Annotated in this window: 15 protein-coding genes; 10 read left to right on the forward strand and 5 right to left on the reverse strand. The window is 72.2% G+C overall.

Annotated elements, in window-relative coordinates:
- Window positions 1-3: 3 nt before the first annotated feature.
- From B7R87_RS12380 to B7R87_RS12400, 5 genes are all read left to right on the forward strand, one after another.
- Entirely contained in the window at window positions 4-546 is a 543-nt protein-coding gene (locus tag B7R87_RS12380; protein WP_006706033.1) for a hypothetical protein, read from the forward strand.
- Window positions 543-1,058: a hypothetical protein gene (locus B7R87_RS12385; protein WP_006706032.1), complete on the forward strand. Its 516-nt coding sequence runs from the start codon at window positions 543-545 to the stop codon at window positions 1,056-1,058. Before B7R87_RS12380 ends, B7R87_RS12385 begins: the two co-directional genes overlap by 4 nt.
- Window positions 1,059-1,330: 272 nt before the next feature.
- Complete coding sequence (locus B7R87_RS12390; protein ID WP_006706030.1) at window positions 1,331-1,537, forward strand: hypothetical protein; 207 nt, start codon at window positions 1,331-1,333, stop codon at window positions 1,535-1,537.
- A gap of 54 nt (window positions 1,538-1,591) precedes the next feature.
- Window positions 1,592-2,125 carry a hypothetical protein gene (locus tag B7R87_RS12395; RefSeq protein WP_006706027.1) on the forward strand — a complete coding sequence of 178 codons (534 nt, stop codon included), beginning with the start codon at window positions 1,592-1,594 and terminating at the stop codon, window positions 2,123-2,125.
- A gap of 216 nt (window positions 2,126-2,341) precedes the next feature.
- Window positions 2,342-3,727 (forward strand): UDP-N-acetylmuramoyl-tripeptide--D-alanyl-D-alanine ligase, encoded by a 1,386-nt coding sequence (locus tag B7R87_RS12400; protein ID WP_006706025.1) that lies wholly within the window; start codon window positions 2,342-2,344, stop codon window positions 3,725-3,727.
- 16 nt (window positions 3,728-3,743) lie between these two features.
- Here B7R87_RS12400 and B7R87_RS12405 read toward each other — a convergent pair whose 3' ends face one another.
- Window positions 3,744-4,310, reverse strand: a complete 567-nt coding sequence (locus tag B7R87_RS12405) for a hypothetical protein (RefSeq protein ID WP_006706024.1) — start codon at window positions 4,308-4,310, stop codon at window positions 3,744-3,746.
- Window positions 4,311-4,442: 132 nt separating this feature from the next.
- Between B7R87_RS12405 and B7R87_RS12410 the strand changes: the two genes are divergently transcribed.
- Window positions 4,443-5,735 carry an SGNH/GDSL hydrolase family protein gene (locus B7R87_RS12410; RefSeq protein WP_006706023.1) on the forward strand — a complete coding sequence of 431 codons (1,293 nt, stop codon included), beginning with the start codon at window positions 4,443-4,445 and terminating at the stop codon, window positions 5,733-5,735.
- 18 nt (window positions 5,736-5,753) lie between these two features.
- On the opposite strand, the gene B7R87_RS12415 is transcribed toward B7R87_RS12410, so the two are convergent.
- The 3 genes from B7R87_RS12415 to B7R87_RS12425 all read right to left on the reverse strand — a co-directional run bounded on the left by B7R87_RS12415 (window position 5,754) and on the right by B7R87_RS12425 (window position 11,195).
- Window positions 5,754-6,323, reverse strand: a complete 570-nt coding sequence (locus B7R87_RS12415; RefSeq protein ID WP_130585073.1) for a hypothetical protein — start codon at window positions 6,321-6,323, stop codon at window positions 5,754-5,756.
- A gap of 96 nt (window positions 6,324-6,419) precedes the next feature.
- On the reverse strand, window positions 6,420-8,393 hold the full coding sequence (locus tag B7R87_RS12420; RefSeq protein WP_391116611.1) for an MFS transporter: 1,974 nt from the start codon (window positions 8,391-8,393) through the stop codon (window positions 6,420-6,422).
- A gap of 258 nt (window positions 8,394-8,651) precedes the next feature.
- Window positions 8,652-11,195, reverse strand: coding sequence for a D-alanyl-D-alanine carboxypeptidase family protein (locus B7R87_RS12425; RefSeq protein WP_130585113.1), 2,544 nt, complete (start codon window positions 11,193-11,195; stop codon window positions 8,652-8,654).
- 311 nt (window positions 11,196-11,506) lie between these two features.
- On the opposite strand from B7R87_RS12425, the gene B7R87_RS12430 reads away from it, so the two are divergent.
- The 3 genes from B7R87_RS12430 to B7R87_RS12440 all read left to right on the forward strand — a co-directional run bounded on the left by B7R87_RS12430 (window position 11,507) and on the right by B7R87_RS12440 (window position 13,834).
- On the forward strand, window positions 11,507-12,238 hold the full coding sequence (locus B7R87_RS12430) for a GOLPH3/VPS74 family protein (protein WP_006706015.1): 732 nt from the start codon (window positions 11,507-11,509) through the stop codon (window positions 12,236-12,238).
- A 240-nt stretch (window positions 12,239-12,478) separates the two neighbouring features.
- Window positions 12,479-13,342 carry a helix-turn-helix domain-containing protein gene (locus tag B7R87_RS12435; protein WP_006706014.1) on the forward strand — a complete coding sequence of 288 codons (864 nt, stop codon included), beginning with the start codon at window positions 12,479-12,481 and terminating at the stop codon, window positions 13,340-13,342.
- Between the two features lie 282 nt (window positions 13,343-13,624).
- Window positions 13,625-13,834, forward strand: a complete 210-nt coding sequence (locus B7R87_RS12440; RefSeq protein ID WP_006706013.1) for a DUF397 domain-containing protein — start codon at window positions 13,625-13,627, stop codon at window positions 13,832-13,834.
- Between the two features lie 179 nt (window positions 13,835-14,013).
- Here B7R87_RS12440 and B7R87_RS12445 read toward each other — a convergent pair whose 3' ends face one another.
- Window positions 14,014-14,916, reverse strand: a complete 903-nt coding sequence (locus B7R87_RS12445; protein WP_006706012.1) for a hypothetical protein — start codon at window positions 14,914-14,916, stop codon at window positions 14,014-14,016.
- Window positions 14,917-15,055: 139 nt separating this feature from the next.
- Here B7R87_RS12445 and B7R87_RS12450 point away from each other — a divergent pair, with 139 nt between their 5' ends.
- The gene (locus B7R87_RS12450; protein WP_006706011.1) at window positions 15,056-15,838 is read left to right on the forward strand and encodes an SDR family oxidoreductase; all 783 of its coding nucleotides are present in this window, start codon (window positions 15,056-15,058) and stop codon (window positions 15,836-15,838) included.
- Window positions 15,839-15,847 lie beyond the last annotated feature (9 nt).

Below are 15,847 nucleotides of genomic sequence, written 5' to 3' on the forward strand. Positions count from 1 at the left end.
GGCGTGCAGAGCCTTCTGTGGGCCCTCCTGATCCTCGCCTGGGTCGCCGTGGTCTTCCTGACGTTCGGTTATGCCGGGCTCGTCGCCAAGGTGCGGGAGCTGGAGGTGAACGGCGGCGGGTCCGGGTCCCCGGCGAACGACCGGTCGCGGCAGTGGCCCGATCTGGCCGCCCCCGACACCGCGCACCGCACGCTGGCGCTGGTGGTCTCCTCCACCTGCCCCACCTGCGAGGAGGTCGCACCGGCCTGGTCCGGGCTGCGGGGCGCCCTCACCGCTGCCGGACACCGCGCGGTCCTGGTCGACATCGACGGCTCGGGCACCTGGGACTCCATCGGCGCCGGTGAGATCGCCTCCGGCCCGGGGCTGTCCTCGCCGCTGCTGCTCGCCTACCAGCCGGCCCTGCTGGTCCTCGACGCGGACGGTTCGCTGCTGGCGGCGGAGCCCGTCGGCTCCGTCGAATCGCTGACCGCACTCACCGAGGAGTACTCCGGCGGCACCACCCCGCCGTCCACCACCTCTTCCCTCACGACGGGAGTCGCATCATGAGCAGTGCCTTCCTTCAGTCCATCCCCGAAGTGACCACGACGCCCACCTCGGGCGACCTGCGCTCCACCGCGCCGGTGCCGTCCCCCGCCCCGGCCGTGAAGACCTCGGGCGGTTTCGGCCGCCGGACCTTCGTACGGACCGCGATGGCGGGCGCGGCGACCCTGGCGATCACCGGTCTCGGCTGGGTCGGCGGCACCCCGTCCTGGGCCTTCAGCCGTACCTCGCGCCACCCGGCGCACTGCATGAACGTCGATGTCCCCGGTGACACGCCGTGTTGGGGCCGCCAGTACATCAGCTCGGTGTACTGCGCCTCGGACGGCTACCACCGCACCGACACCGAGACCCACCAGTGGTACACCCGCAAGTACGGCTGGGAGGCCGCCTGCGGCGGCTACGCGGGCTGGTACTGGCGGATGGCGAACGGTTCGACCGTGCACTGCTGGGACGGCTACTTCGAGGACATCAAGCCCGGCCACTCGGCGCGTTTCACCACGAGCTGCAAGAGCGGCTGAGGCACCGCCCGGCCCGGACGCCCGGCGCCGCGGGGCACCCCGGCCGCCGTCGCTCCTCCCGCGCGACGGCGGCCGGCGGACCGCGTCGCCGCCGACCGGGAGACCGCACCGGTCTCCCGGGGCCGTCCGGGCCCGGCACGCCTCCCGAGCCCGCTCGTATCCGAAGAGGTCCTGTCCGGGCGGTCCCGGGTCCGCCGAGACCGCCCGGACAGGGCCCGGGCCAAGGACACCCGAGGACACCTGAGGACACCTGACGACATCTGAGGACATCTATGGCGCTCACGCATCCGCCGGAAACCCGGCGCCCCAGCACCCCCGGAGTCTCCGCACTCGTCGCGGGGACGGTCGGCCTGTTCATGACGGCCGTCGCCGCCGCCGGGGCGGCCTGGGGCCCGGCCGCCCTGCACGGGGTGCTCACCGCGGTCGCCGCCTGCGCGGTGGCCGTACTGGCCGGCTATTCGCTCTCGGGATCCGTTTGAAGCCACAACTCAGCGGGTCTGCTGACCTCGTCGGTCTGGCGGGGAACGAGAAACGTGCAGTACTTCGTCCGGGGACTGTTCCTCGGCGGCTTCGCCACCGGGCTGCTTCTGCTGCTGCCCGCGGCACTGGTCCAGGCAGTGGCGCCCGATACGGTGCGCACGGCCGCCTTCACGGCGGCGGCGGTCGTCTTCCTCGCCATCGAGATCCGGCTCCTGCCGTTCCGCATGCCGCAGAACGCCCGGCTGGTGCCCAGTGACATCGTGGTCCGCACGGACGGCAGCGGCGCGCTCCAGTTCGGCTTCGAGATGGGGACCGGTCTGCGGACCTTCGTACCGTCCCATCTGCCGTACGTGGCGATCGCGGCGCTCCTGTTCGCGGGACCGTGGTGGGCGACCCCGCTCGGCGGGCTGGCCTTCGCGCTGGGGCGGGCGCTGATGGTGCGCTCGTCGGTCCGCTCGGGCGACGCGTCCGCGTGGGACGCGGCCTTCGTCGAGCGGCGGCGGCGAATCCTGTGGCTGCTGTGGGTGATCGCGGTCTGCGCGGGCACGGTGGCGGTGCTGATCCGGCACGGGAACCTGCCGTGGTGACACGGACCGGATGATTCCGCCCTGTCCGCCCTGTCCGCCCTGTCCGGCTCTGTCGGCGGGGCGGGGCCGGACGGAGAAACGCCCGGCCCCGGGGGAGTGACCCCGGGGCCGGGCTCCGCCGTGTACGGGCCCCCTGCGCCCCGCCCGTTGCAGAATGGGCCGGTGCGCCCGCCCGGGGCGGGCGCGGGAGTTCCGTCCCGTCCCCCGAGGAGAACAGTGATCCCTCTGACCCTGGCCGAGATCGCGGAGTCGACCGGCGGCACGCTTCACCGGATCGGCGATCCCGCGGCCCGGGTGACCGGCCCGCTGTCCTTCGACACCCGGGACATCGCGCCCGGCGGGCTCTTCGCCTGTCTGCGCGGCCGGTCCGCCGACGGGCACGACTACGCGGACCGGGCGGTGGCCGAGGGCGGCGCGGTCGCGGTGCTGGCGGCGCGCCCGGTCGGCGCGCCCGCAGTCGTCGTCGACGACGTCCTCGACGCTATGGCCCGGATCGCGCGGCTGGTCGCCGCCCGGTACCAGGGCACGGTCGTCGGGATCACCGGTTCGGCGGGGAAGACGTCCACCAAGGACGTTCTGGAGACGGTCCTGGCCGCGCACGGTCCGACGGTCGCGAACGCCCGCAGCTTCAACAACGAGATCGGCTTCCCGGTGACGGTCTCCCGGGTCGAACCGGACACCCGCTTCCTGGTGCTGGAGATGGGCGCGCGGGGGAAGGGCCATATCGCTGAACTGTGCGGGGTCGTCCGCCCGCGGGTGGCGACCGTCCTCAATGTCGGCTCGGCGCATCTGGGCGAGTTCGGCAGCCGGGAGGCGATCGCGGACGCAAAGGCGGAGATCGTACGGGCGCTGCCGCCGGACGGTGTCGCGGTGCTCAACGGGGACGATCCCCTGGTGGCGGCCATGGCCGGGGAGACTGCGGCCCGGGTGCTGACGTTCGGCACCGCACCGGGGTGCACGGTACGGGCGGAGGACGTCCGGACCGCATCGGGGCATCCCGCTTTCACGCTGTCGTACGGTGCCGAGCGCGCCGGTGTCGTCCTGCACGGCATCCACGGCCGCCACCACGTCACCAACGCACTGGCCGCGGCGGCGACGGCGCTGGCGGCCGGCGTGCCCTTCGCTACGGTCGCCGCCGGACTGCCGCGGGCCCGGATCTCCTCCGGCGGCCGGATGCAGGTCCTGGAGCGGGGCGACGAGGTGACCGTCGTCAACGACGCCTTCAACGCCTCCCCGGAGGCCGTGCTCGCCGCCCTCGACGCGCTCGCGGACATCGCGGGCCCGGCGCGCCGCAGGGTCGCCGTCCTCGGTGAGATGGCGGAACTCGGGCCGGACGCGGGCGACTGGCACGACGCGGTCGCCCGCAAGGTCGTCGCGACGGGCGTCCACCGCACGATCGGCGTCGGCGGCGAGCTGGCGGCCCGGATGGTGACGGCGATCCGCGCGGCGGGCCTGGACGCCTACCACGCCGAGGGCGCCCGCGGCCCGGCCCTGACGGACCGGGTCCACGGCGAACTGCGCCCCGGGGACGTGGTCCTGGTGAAGGGAGCGAACTCGCTGGGCCTGGAGGGCGTCGCCAACGATCTGGCGGGGCGGGCGTAGCCCGTACACGCAGCCGTCAGCAGGCCGTGGGCGTACCGTCCAGCATCGAGTACGCGTCCACCTCCACCTGCTTCCTCACAGGGTCCGCGCGCGCCGAGTTCACGGGTGCGAAGCCGACGGTCACCACCACGTCCCCGTTCTTCAGCCGCTTCTCGAAGCAGAGGTCGGCGGGGTCGTGGGGATCGTCCCCAGCGCTCACGACCGGGCGGCGCGTCCAGCCGTCCCGCTCCGCGACGGCGCGCAGCCGGTCGGCGACGTCCTGCCGGTCCCCGGTGAGCCGGAACACCGTGTGGCCCGTGACGAGTTCGTCGCCGCTGTCGTCGAGGCAGCCCGCCGAGGCGCCGGGGGTCTCGAAGCCCTTGACCGGCGCGGTGCCGGGCGGGGGTCCGGCGAAGAACGGCAGGGCGTCGATCTCCCGCTCCAGCGGGCCGGTCGCCGCACAGTCGTCGAAGGTGTTGAGGAATCCGGTGTCGAGATAACGGAGGATCCGCTCCTTCGTGGTGACCCCCAGGGCGAGCAGCAGCGCGACCGCCGACAGCACGGCCATGACCTTCTGCCGCTCCCGGTTGCGCTGCACCCACATGCCGCCACCCGCCCCACTCGGTTATCGGAGATCGAACATACACAGGATTAAACAGCCGTACGATCCCCAGAGACTTCCCCCAACTCCCCCACTCTTGTGGCTTGTTGAGCCACCGGAAGGCGGTACGGCACCATGCGCCTGGCGCTCCGGCACCTCTCCCTGACCTCCGTCGCGGCGGTCGTCACCACCGCGCTCGCCCTGACCCCCGCTCCGGCGACGGCCGCGCAGGCCCCGCACGGGGACGGCGGCTGGGCGGCTTCCTGGGGGGTGTCGCACAAGTATCCGGGCGCGCCCGCGGGGTGGCCGCCCAACTGGTCGTCCGACGGCTTCACCGACGAGAGCGTCCGCCAGGTCCTGCGGGTCTCGGCGGCGGGCTCCCAGGTCCGGCTGCGGGTGTCGAACCGGTACGGCACCAGGCCGCTCGTGGTCACCGCCGCGACGGTCGCCCGCAGCGGGGAGGGGGCCGCGGTCCGGCCCGGCACGGTACGGACCCTGCGGTTCCAGGGCGGTCGGGGGCTCACCGTACCGGCGGGGAAGGACGCCGTATCGGACGCGGTGGCCCTGCCCGTACGCCCGCTGGAGAAGCTCACGGTCACCCTGCACTTCGCACCCGGTGGCACCGGCCCCGTCTCGTACCACCCCGAAGGGCTGACGGCGAGCTACCGGGCGGCGGGCGATCGGACCCGCGACACGTCCGGGCAGCCCTTCGCGGGTGACTCCAGTTACGCCTACTACGTGATCTCCGGGGTCGAGGTCTCCGGGCGGCGGACGGAGGGCACCGTCGTCGCGTTCGGGGACTCCATCACCGACGGCGCCGGCTCCACACCGGGCGCCGACAACCGCTACCCCGACCAGTTGGCGGAGCACCTGCTCGCCGCCCGGTCACGGCTCTCGGTGGTCAACGCCGGAATGAGCGGCAACACGCTCCTGACGGACTCGCCCTGCTTCGGCCAGAAGGGCGTCGACCGCTTCCGCCACGATGTGCTGGACCGGCCGGGCATCCGTACCGCCGTCGTCCTGATCGGCATCAACGACATCGGCGCGGGCGGCGGACCGGACTTCGGCTGCGGTGTCGCCCCCGAGGTCACCGCCCGGGACGTCATCGACGGCCACCGGGCCCTGATCCGGATGGCGAAGGCCCGCGGGGTGAAGATCGTCGGCGCGACCATCACCCCCTTCAAGGGCATCCAGTACGACGGCTACTACTCGGAGGCCAAGAACGCGGTCCGCAAGGAGGTCAACCAGTGGATCCGCACCGGCGGCGCGTACGACGCGGTCGCGGATCTGGACCTGGCCCTCCGCAACCCCGCCGACCCGGACACCCTGCTCCCCGCCTACGACTCGGGCGACCGGATCCACCCGGGCGACGCGGGCATGGACGCGATCGCCCGGACGGTCCTGCCGCAGGTGACCGGCGAGGAGTGACCCGGAAGGGCGGCCCGGTCAGTCGTCCCCGTCGTCCCCTTCACGGTCTTCGCGGTCTTCCCGGTCTTCGCCCCACTCGCGATCCCAGCCACGGTCCCAGCCGCGGTCCCGGTCCCGGTCCTTGCCCCGGACGCCGTCGGGACGCGTGGTCGGGCGGGGGTCGGGGCGGGGCGTGGGGTGGGCTGCGGGGCGGGGGGTGCTCCGTGGGGGCGGCGGGGCGGCCGCGGGGCGGGCGGGTGCCGCAGCGGGTTCGGCGGCCGCCGCCGGGCCGCCGATGGGCGGCTGGTGGGTACGGGGCGGCGCCGGGGGCTCGGTGCGCGGTGCGGCCGCGGGGGCCGGGGCGGCGGCCGGCGCCGGGGGCTCACCGAGGTCGAGATCGGCCGAGCCCGCGTTCCGGTCGTCGGCGCGGGCGCCGGTGCCGTCGTCCTGCGCGAGGAGCGCCGTACTCGCCACGCCCGCGCTGAGGGTCAGCGCCACCCCCGTACCCAGCAGTGTCCGCCCGACCCGCGACAGCGGGGACAGCGGTGTCTCGTCGGTCAGCCATATGCCGTCCCCCGCACGGTGACGGCCCTTCGTCCTGCGCACCATGGCGGACACTATGCAGTACCCGCGCGCCTCCGGGCAGGGGTCTTCACAGAACGCGACCGTTGCTCCGTGCACCCACCCGGCCGCCCGGGGCCGCGGCTACTTCAGCTCGTCGGGGCAGGGCGTGCCGCGCGGTACGTCGTAGGGGCCGGCGATCCGGTAGGTCCCGGCGTGCGGGGCGAGCAGTTCCGTCCACTCGTCGCCCTCGGTGTCCTTCTCGGTCTTGATGAGACAGCCGTTGACGTTGGTGAAGCTCTTCGGTTCGCCGTCCCCGCGCTGCTTGGACTCCTCCGTCTCCTCCGGGCCCTTCATCCGCTTGCCCTTCTCGTCGACGATGCTCAGCCAGGGCGAGTAGGGGATCCGGATGAGGACCCGGCCGGGGTCCTCGACGGTGATCCGCAGCTGGTCGGCGCCGGTGTACTCGACCTTCGCGGGGGTGTCGGCCAGCGGCACCGGGTCCTTGACGGCGAAGATCTGCCAGTTGGCGTCGCCCCAGACCCGGGTGAGATACGGCAGCCCGCTCTTGACCAGCTCGGCCTCCTGCTTGGCGCCCACGTCCGGGGTGCCTTCGGGCAGGACCACGTAGCGCACGGCCCAGCGGTCCAGCCAGGCCCGGTAGTCGGCGGCGGTGAGGGTCTTCTCGTTGTCGTAGAAGAGGGGGTTGCGCTCCATATCGGCCTGGCGGTTCCAGCCGCGGGCCAGGATGACGTACGGGGCGAGCGCGGAGGCCTCGCGGTGGCTGCGGGCCGGGACCACCTCGACCCGGCCGCGTTCGGCGTCGAGATCCTTCAGCTTGTCGACCAGCGGTGCCAGCTCGAAGTTCCAGGAGGCGGTCGGCGCGGTGCGCACGACGTCGTCGACGGCCTTGAAACCGATCCAGAAGTTCAGCCCGGCGAAGGCGACGACCAGCGCGTACCAGCGGCGCGAGCGCGGTACCGCGTAGGGCAGGGCGGCCAGCAGCACGACGCCCGCGAAGAGCATCGCGAGACGGGTGATGTTCGAACCGATCTGCGAGTCGATCACCCAGGTCAGTACGGTCCCGAGGGCGTAGACGGCGGACGCGGTACGGACCGTGCGCCACTCCTTCGGGACCAGCACGAACACCAGCACCGAGAAGATGAACGGCAGCGACACCGTCCCCAGCGACATGGGCTGGGTGCCCGAGAAGGGGAACAGCCAGGAGGAGAGGGCGACGACCGCGACCGGTGCCAGCCCCAGTGCGTAGGAGCCCGGGCGGCGTTTGTTCAGGAAGAGCGCCGCAGCGACGACTCCGAGGAAGAGCCCGGCGACCGGGCTGGAGGCGGTGGCCAGTCCGGCCAGCGGGGCGGCGACGGCGGCCTTCGCCCAGCGCTTGGTGCGCCAGCGGTGCGGCCAGCAGAAGACCGCGGCGACCGCGCCGATCGCGAACATCATGCCGAGCCCGAAGGTGACCCGGCCGGAGAGCGCGTTGCACAGGAAGGCGAAGACCCCGGCGAGCGCGCAGGGCAGCGGATTGCGGACCGCCCTGACCCGGACCAGGACCAGCGCGGTCAGCGCGGCGGAGACCGTACCGGCGACCATCATCGTGGGCCGGACGCCGATGATGGACATCAGATAGGGGGAGACCACGCTGTACGAGACCGGGTGCATCCCGCCGTACCAGGCGAGGTTGTACGCGGAGTCGGGGTGGCGTCCGACGAACTCGGCCCAGGCGTCCTGGGCGGCCAGATCGCCGCCGGTGTTCGCGAAGAAGAAGAACCAGACCAGATGGCCGACCGCGGCGACCGCGGTGGTGACGACGACCGGGCGGCGGGTCAGCCGGTCCCAGAGGTCGGCGAACACCCCGGGCCGGGTGCCGGAGGGGCCGGGGAAGCCGGAGGGCCCCCGTGATCCCGCAGCACCCGCAGCACCCGATGATCCCGCAGATCCCGACGGTCCGGACGCATCCGCCGGAGCGGATGAACCGGACTTTCCGGACGGTCGGGGTACGAGGAGTGAGCCGGACGATTCGGTCCCGTCCACGGGCGGGCGCCGTATTCGCGACCCCGTCCCGGGTCCGCCGCCGTCGGTCCTGACCGGCTCCGCGGTGCTCACTGCAGCTCTCCCCGTCTGTCGTGTCACGGTGTGATCGTGACGGTCGTGGTCCGTGGGACCGCTGTGGTCGGTCTACCGACGGTACCCGAGAGGGTCGTCCTTCCATCAGGACGCCGGACCGGGCGGCCGGGGTTGCCCCGCCCGGGCGGGTCCCGGCCCCGGCGGCTCCGGGACGCTAACACGGGGGCGCCCCGGAATCCGGGACACCCCCGTGGCCGCTCCCCGCCCGGACAGGTACCGAGGCGGGAGCTCCCGCCGTCAGCCCAGGCGGGTCAGCTTGTCGGTCAGGCTCGGCTCGGTCAGATTTTCCCGGAGGGCGACCGGCACGATCTCCCTCGCCGGTCCCGAACCGATCGACAGCTCGCCGATCACATCGCCCGCGTTGCCGGAGCGCGGCAGGTCACCCTTTTTCATGGTGAGGTTCAGCCGCAGCTCCAGACCGCCCCAGCCGACCGCCTTCAGATCCTTGGTGGCGACGACGGGCACCCGGCCGCCGAGGCCGTTGTCGAGATAGCCGACGGGCTCGCCCTTCTTCACGATCGTCGCCCCCGCCAGACCCTTACGGGCCGCGTTGATCATCGCAACGCTGTAGTCGATCGCCTTCTGCGTCTTCTGGTACGGCGAGTCCCCGCTCCGGGCGTTCATCGCGATGCCGTTGACCCGGTAGAGCGTGCCGTCGATGGGCTTCACGAACGACCAGAGGAGATTGCCGCCCGCCGGGGTGGAGGAGCCGGTCTTGATGCCGTCGACACCGTCGAGCAGCAGCGCCCGGTCGTTGCCGTTGCGAATCGACCCGGCACCCGGGACATCCGTCATGGTGGTGTTGGTGATCTCCCGCAGCACCTCGTCGTTCATCACCGCTTCGGCCAGCTTGAGCTGGTCCTCCGGGGTGGAGGTGGTGGTCTTCTTGAAACCGCTGGGGTCGGTGTAGACGGTGCTGTTCATGCCGAGGCTCTTCGCAGCCTCGTTCATCTTTGCGACGAAGGCCGCCTCGGAACCGGAGTGCCAGCGGGCGAGCAGCCGGGCGGCGTTGTTCCCGGACGGGATCATCATGAGCTGGAGCATCTGCTTCTGCGTGTACTCCTGCCCTTCGGAGAGCTCCGCGACGGACTCGGAGTCACGCCGCTTGGTCTCCTCCGCCGCCTGCTTGTCGACCGTGATCTTCTTCCCCTCCTGGCCCTTCTTCAGGGGCCGGTCGCGGAGGACGACGTACGCGGTCATGGCCTTGGCGACGCTGGCGGTCGGGGCGACCTCCTGCGGTCCGTAGGTCCCGATGGTGCCGACGCCCTCGACGGCGACGGCGCCCTGACCGTCCGCCGGGAACGGCAGGGTGAGCTTGGCGCCCTTGAAGGTGAAGGTGGGCTGCGTGGACAGCTCCAGGTCCGGCGGCGGCAGCGGGCGCAGTATCTGCGCCACCGCGCCGACGACCATGAGCAGCAGCACCAGCGGGGTCCAGATCTTGAACCGCCGGGCCACCTTGCGCATGGGGGTGGGCGGGGTGTTCGTCAGCTCGGCGAGCAGGTCCATCGGCGGCAGCGGCGGCATCGGCTGCTGACGGGTCCGCTCGGCCTCGGCGAACGCGGCGGCCTCCGGGACGGGCGGCGCGGCGGCCGGAACCGGGGCCGGGGCCGCGGCCGGGGGTACGGCGGGGGCGGGCTTCGGCTCGGTGGTCTTCAGCGGTACGAAGGTGCTCGCCCTGCGGTCGGCCCCGTCACCGGCCTTGTCGTCACCCTTGTCACCGCCCTTGCCGTCGCCCTTGTCACCGCTCTTGCCGTCGGGCTCGGCGTCGGACTTGCTGCCGGTCTCGGCGTCCGCGGCGGCCGGGTCGCTCTCCGGGCGGGGCGCGGGGGGCAGCTTCAGTGCGGTGGTGGGGCTGTCCACGGCGGGCGCGCCCGCGACCGGCTTGCGCAGGGAACCGAGAACGGCGGTCGGCGTGTCGACGGCCGGCTTGTCGTCGCCCTTGCCGTCACCCTTGCCGTCACCCTTGCCGTCGTCTTTCTCGTCGTCTTTCTCGTCACCGCTCTCGTCCGCGTCGTCGTCCGCGTCCGCATCGGCGGCGTCGCCGGCGTCCTCATCGGCATCCTGGTCCGTATCGGACCCGGCCTCGGGCTCCTCGCGCGTCACGGTGGCCACTGCGCCGCGGCCACCGTCACCTTCGCCCTCGTCCGCGCCCACCGTCGCGGCCGCGGAACCTGCCGCAAGGACGGTCGTCGCGCGGTCCACCGAACCGGTTCCGTCCTCGTCGGCCGCGACCTCGTCGGTGGCGTCCGCGGCATTCCGGGGTCCGCCCTCGTCGCTGCCGCCGTCCGCGACGGCGTCCGGTGCGCCCTCAGCGGCCTCCGTGGCCTCTTCCGCATCCTCGGGAGCCTCCGGGGCCTCCCGGGGCTTCTCCGGAGCGCTCAGCGTCAGCGCGGGTACCACCGCGGTCACTTCGGCGGTGGGAGCGTCCGCTCCGGCCGCCAGTGCGCGCAGCCCGGCCTCCCGTACTGCCGCGTCCTCGTTCTCGTTCTCGTCCGCGTCGGTGTCGGTGTCGGTGTCGGAGTCGGAGTCGGAGTCGGCCTCAACATCGGCATCGACATCGGCATCGGCGGAGGCATCGGCGTCCGGACCGGCTTCCGACTCGCTGCCGGTGTCCCCGTCCGTCTCCCCGTCCGCTTCCGCGTCCGGATCGGGCGGCAGGGTGAAGACCGCCGTCGGCTGGTCGGGGTGGACCGCCGTCGCAAGCCGAGGGTCGCGCTCACCCGGAGCCGTCTCCCCCGACGACTTCCGCTGCTCCGACTTGTCGGGGGACTCGCCCGCCACCGTGCCTCCTCGATGAACCATGAACGTCGCTCTGCACCTGCCGCCGGGAACCGCAGCCGCCCGTACGTCCGTCGGACGATCCGGTGGGTGGTCCAGCAGAAGATCCTTCAGAAATACAGGCGGTCGCTGCGCTCCGCCCAACCGGGGCCCGTGTTGTCCGAACCATCTCTCAGTGTCCTGTGTGAGAACACGTTCCCTGCCCCTAGACGAGAACGACATACCTACTGGTTCCCGTACAAAGCACTCAGGCACTCTCGACAGACCAATGTGAGAGGGGTCACCCTGTCATTCATCCACGCGGGGAGGCATGGATGGGCAGGAGCCGCAGAACACTTCCGGAAGAGCTGCTGCTGCTCGCTCTGGACCCGGCCACGGGTACCACAGCGCAGCCGCAGTCGCTCGACCTCGGCCTTGCCGGAGCCCAGCTTGTGGAGCTGGCTCTGGCGGGACGGATAGCCCCGGACGGGGATCGTATCGCCGTGGTGATGCCACGGCCGACAGGAGATCCGACACTGGACTCCGCACTGGAGTTGCTGCGCCGCCGCGGCAGCCCGGTCCGGGCGGTCCATTGGATCGGCGGACCCCGGCTGGGTCTCCGTCAGATCTACCTCGCGCATCTGGAGCGCTGCGGCATGGTCCATGCCGTCGCGGGCCAGATGTGCGGCGTACTGCCGACGACTCGCTACCAGGCGACGGACACGGCGATCAGCCGCGACATCAGGGCCCGGCTGGACAGTGCGATCCGCACCGGTGTGCCGCCGGACCCGCGGACCGCGGCGCTCGCCGCGCTGGCCCATGCGGTCGGGCTCGGCAAGCATCTGTACCCGGGCAACGAGGGCCGCTCGTCACGTTCCCGCCTGCGGGACCTGATCAGGCACGACCCGATGGGCGGTCTCGTGGCGCACGCCGTGATGGACGTCCAGAACGGCGCGGCCGTGCAGCCGCGCCGGGCCCCGGGTACCCCGGGCGGCAGCAACCGGCAGAGCGCGAGTGTCGCGATGCCGGCGCGCCGCTCCGGGATGGCACGGGTCGCCGCGCACTGACACGTACGGACCGTGCCGCCTCGTAACGGCGGCGCGGGTCCGCGACGTTCGGGAGCCGCACGAAGGATGCGCGGGGCCGGCCGTGGGCCGCCCCGCGCATCCCCCTGTCCCGGCCCGCCGCCCGCCCGACCCCATAGCAGGCCGTCGCCCGTGTGGCCATTTCGCAGCGCACCGGCATCCGTTGGTGGCAATCTGCTGAGCAGTAAGTACGCTCAGCTACTTCAGCGGAGGTGCTGTTCCGTGGCATCCAACGTCAACCCCACCGTCCGGCGGCGCCGTCTGGGCCAGGAGCTGCGCCGGCTGCGCGAGCTCCAGGGCATGACGGCGGAGGAGGTGGCCGATCGTCTCCTGGTCTCCCAGTCGAAGATCAGCAGACTGGAGAACGGCCGCAGGTCCATCAGTCAGCGGGATGTCCGGGACCTCTGCGGGGTGTACGCGGTCGAGGACCACCGGGTCGTCGAATCGCTGATGCAGATGGCCAAGGACTCCCGGCAGCAGGGCTGGTGGCACGCCTTCGGCGATATCCCGTACAGCGTCTACATCGGTCTGGAGACCGACGCGGCCAATCTGCGGGTGTACGAACCGCAGGTGGTGCCGGGGCTGCTGCAGATCCGGCCGTACGCCGAAGCCGTCGTCGCGGGTGCCGCGCCGGAGAACAGCCAGGCCGAGATCGACAAACGGGTCAACGTCCGGATGCGCCGCCAGGGCCGGGTGAAGGACGATACGCAGCCGCTGCGCCTGTGGGCGGTGATCGACGAGGCGGCGCTGCGCCGGGTCATCGGCAGCCGGCATGTGATGCAGGAGCAGTTGGAGTATCTGGTCGAGATGGGCCAGCTTCCGCATGTGACCGTGCAGGTGCTGCCGTTCGACATGGGCGCCCACCCCGGGATCAACGGGCAGTACGCGATTCTGGAGTTCCCGGACGCGGCCGACTCCAGCGTCGTCTACATCGAGGGCGTCACCAGCGATCTCTATCTGGAGAAGAGCGGGGACGTCCACAAGTACACGGTCATGTACGAGCACCTGCGGGCGCAGGCGCTGAACGTGGAGCAGTCGCGGGCCTTTATCGAGGGCATCGCGAAGGAGTACGCGCGCAGGCCCTGAGGCCGTTCCGCCCGGGGCCGTAAAAGTGGCCTCCGGAAGGGAACTGCGGAAGATACACCCCTGTCTGCGCGTGGCGGAAGGGTCGGATGGAATATGCCATCCGACCGAGTGAATGGCGGCTCCGCCCTCGGGGTCCGGCGAGTAGCGTCGAAGACGTCAACGGTTCACCAACAAAGCACCAACACAGCGTCAACGGAGGGCACGGGAGCACTCGCTTCCACCGCACGTTGTCGGTGCTCGGTCCCCTTACTCACTGCCGGAATTTCCGAAGCGGAGACAATCATGGCCATCATTCAGGGCGCCACCGACAGCTGGACCAAGTCCTCCTACTCCGGGGGCAACGGTGCCTGCGTCGAGGTGAAGTCCCCCGTCGCCGCCGAGATCGCGGTCCGCGACTCGAAGGTGCCCGCGGGCCCACGGCTGACGTTCGTGCCCGATGCGTGGAACGCCTTCGTGTCCGAGGCCGGCCGGGGCGCCTTCCGTACAAGCTGAGCCCCCTCGGAAGAATGACCTCCCCGGGCGGCCGGACAGCCGCCCACGGCACGAAGAGCACCAAGCGCACGAAGCATGCGTGAAGAGCACGAAGAGCCCTCTCGACTGGTCCGCCGTCCCGGCCGAGGGGGCTCGGCCCTTTCCGGCAGACCGCCTGCCGCCGTCTCGTCTCGGCCGGCTCATCTCAGCCGGTCGACATAGCGGTCCGTCCCGGGGACCGTGGGGACGAACGGCGCCACCAGTTCGACCCGGCCGAGGCCCGTGGCCGCCACCGCTTCACCGAGGCCGCCGAACCGCTCCTCCCACTGGTCGCGGGGGTCCTCCTCCAGGAACCAGAGCAGGGTGAGCCGGGTGTCCACCCCCTCGACCTGTTTCACATAGGTCATCCGGTCGCCGGGCAGCGGGGTGGGCCGGAAGACGGTCACCATGGCGGCAGCGGAGCCCCGGAGCCGCCCGGGCAGCCGCCGGGTCCGCAGCCACTCCAGCAGGGCGTTCCGCCGCTCCGGCCCGGCCGCGTCGACGACTTCCAGCACGAGCCCCGCATAGGGGTGGTCCAGTGCGTGGTGATCGCGGGGACCGGCGGCGCCGTCGCGGTAGACGGTCGCCGCATGGTCGTGGAAGGCGGTGAAGACATGGGTCCGCCCGTGGTGGACGCGGCCGTCCCGGTTGAGGCGCCGGTTGATGCCGACGGTCCACTTCATATGCTCGTCGTAGCGGCCCTCCGTGATCCAGTACGTGGAGAGGTAGCAGCCCGCCGTGACCGGGGAGGCGACCGCGGAGTCCGCCGGATAGCGGAGCAGTTGCAGGTCCCGGGGGGCGACCCAGCGCCGTCCTGCGTAGATCCACGGCATGGCCATGGCCCCGGCGATGTAGTGGTCGTCCTCGTACCAGCGGTTGTAGGAGTACTCGTGGCCGGGGTGCGGTTCGACCATGGTGATCAGGGCGTGGCCGGGGCGGACTCCGTACGGCCCCACCGAGGCCAGCTCCGCGTAGTCCGCCGCCCGGGTGTCCGCCGGATCCGGCTCCCCCGGCTCCCCCGTACCGTCCGCCTCCGCCCCGCCGCCGCCGTTCTCGGATCGCATCGCTTCTCTCCTCCCTGAGTCTCTGAGTCTCTGAGCCGCCGAGCCCCTGAGCCCGTCCGGGTGCGGTCTTCCCTCCTCCGGTGAACCCCCCTACTCTGACGGTCCGTCAGGTAAGCCGCCAGTACCGGGAGGGATCCGGATGCCGCTCCGGGACAGGACCGTCGTCGTCTCGGGCGTGGGTCCCGGCCTGGGGCACCGGGTCGCGGCGGCCGTGATCCGCGACGGCGGGCGGGCGGTCCTCGGCGCACGGACCGGGGACCGGCTCGCCGCGACGGCCGCCGCCGTCGATCCGGCCGGGGACCGTACGGCCTGGCGGCCGACCGACATCACCGACGAGGCGCAGTGCGCGGCCCTCGCCGCACTCGCCGTCGAACGCTTCGGCGGGATCGACGCGGTGGTCCATGTCGCCGCGCTCGACCGGCACTTCGGCGGGCTCGACGACGCCGACTTCGCCGTCTGGGCCCGGGTCGTCGACGTCAATCTGCTGGGCACCCTCCGGATGACCAGGGCCTGTCTGCCCGCGCTGCGCGTCCGCGGCGGCTCGGTGGTCCTGATCGGCACGCAGTCGGCCGTGGCGGCCCCCACCCGGGTGCGGCAGACCGCCTATGCGGCGTCGAAGGGTGCGCTGACCTCGGCGATGTACGCGCTGGCGCGGGAGCTGGGACCGGACCGGATCCGGGTGAACACCGTACTGCCGGGGTGGATGTGGGGTCCGCCGGTGGAGGCGTACGTCCGGGGCACGGCGCGGGCGGAGGGCGTACCGGAGCCGGAGGTACGGGCCCGGCTCACCGAGCGGATGGCGCTGCCGGAACCGGCGACGGACGGGGACGTCGCCGAAGCGGTGGTCTTCCTCGCCTCCGACCGGGCCCGGTCCATCACGGGCCAGTCGCTGCTGGTGAACGCGGGCGAGCTGATGCGCTGACGGACCGGC

Source organism: Streptomyces tsukubensis (genome assembly GCF_003932715.1).
Lineage (GTDB): Bacteria > Actinomycetota > Actinomycetes > Streptomycetales > Streptomycetaceae > Streptomyces > Streptomyces tsukubensis.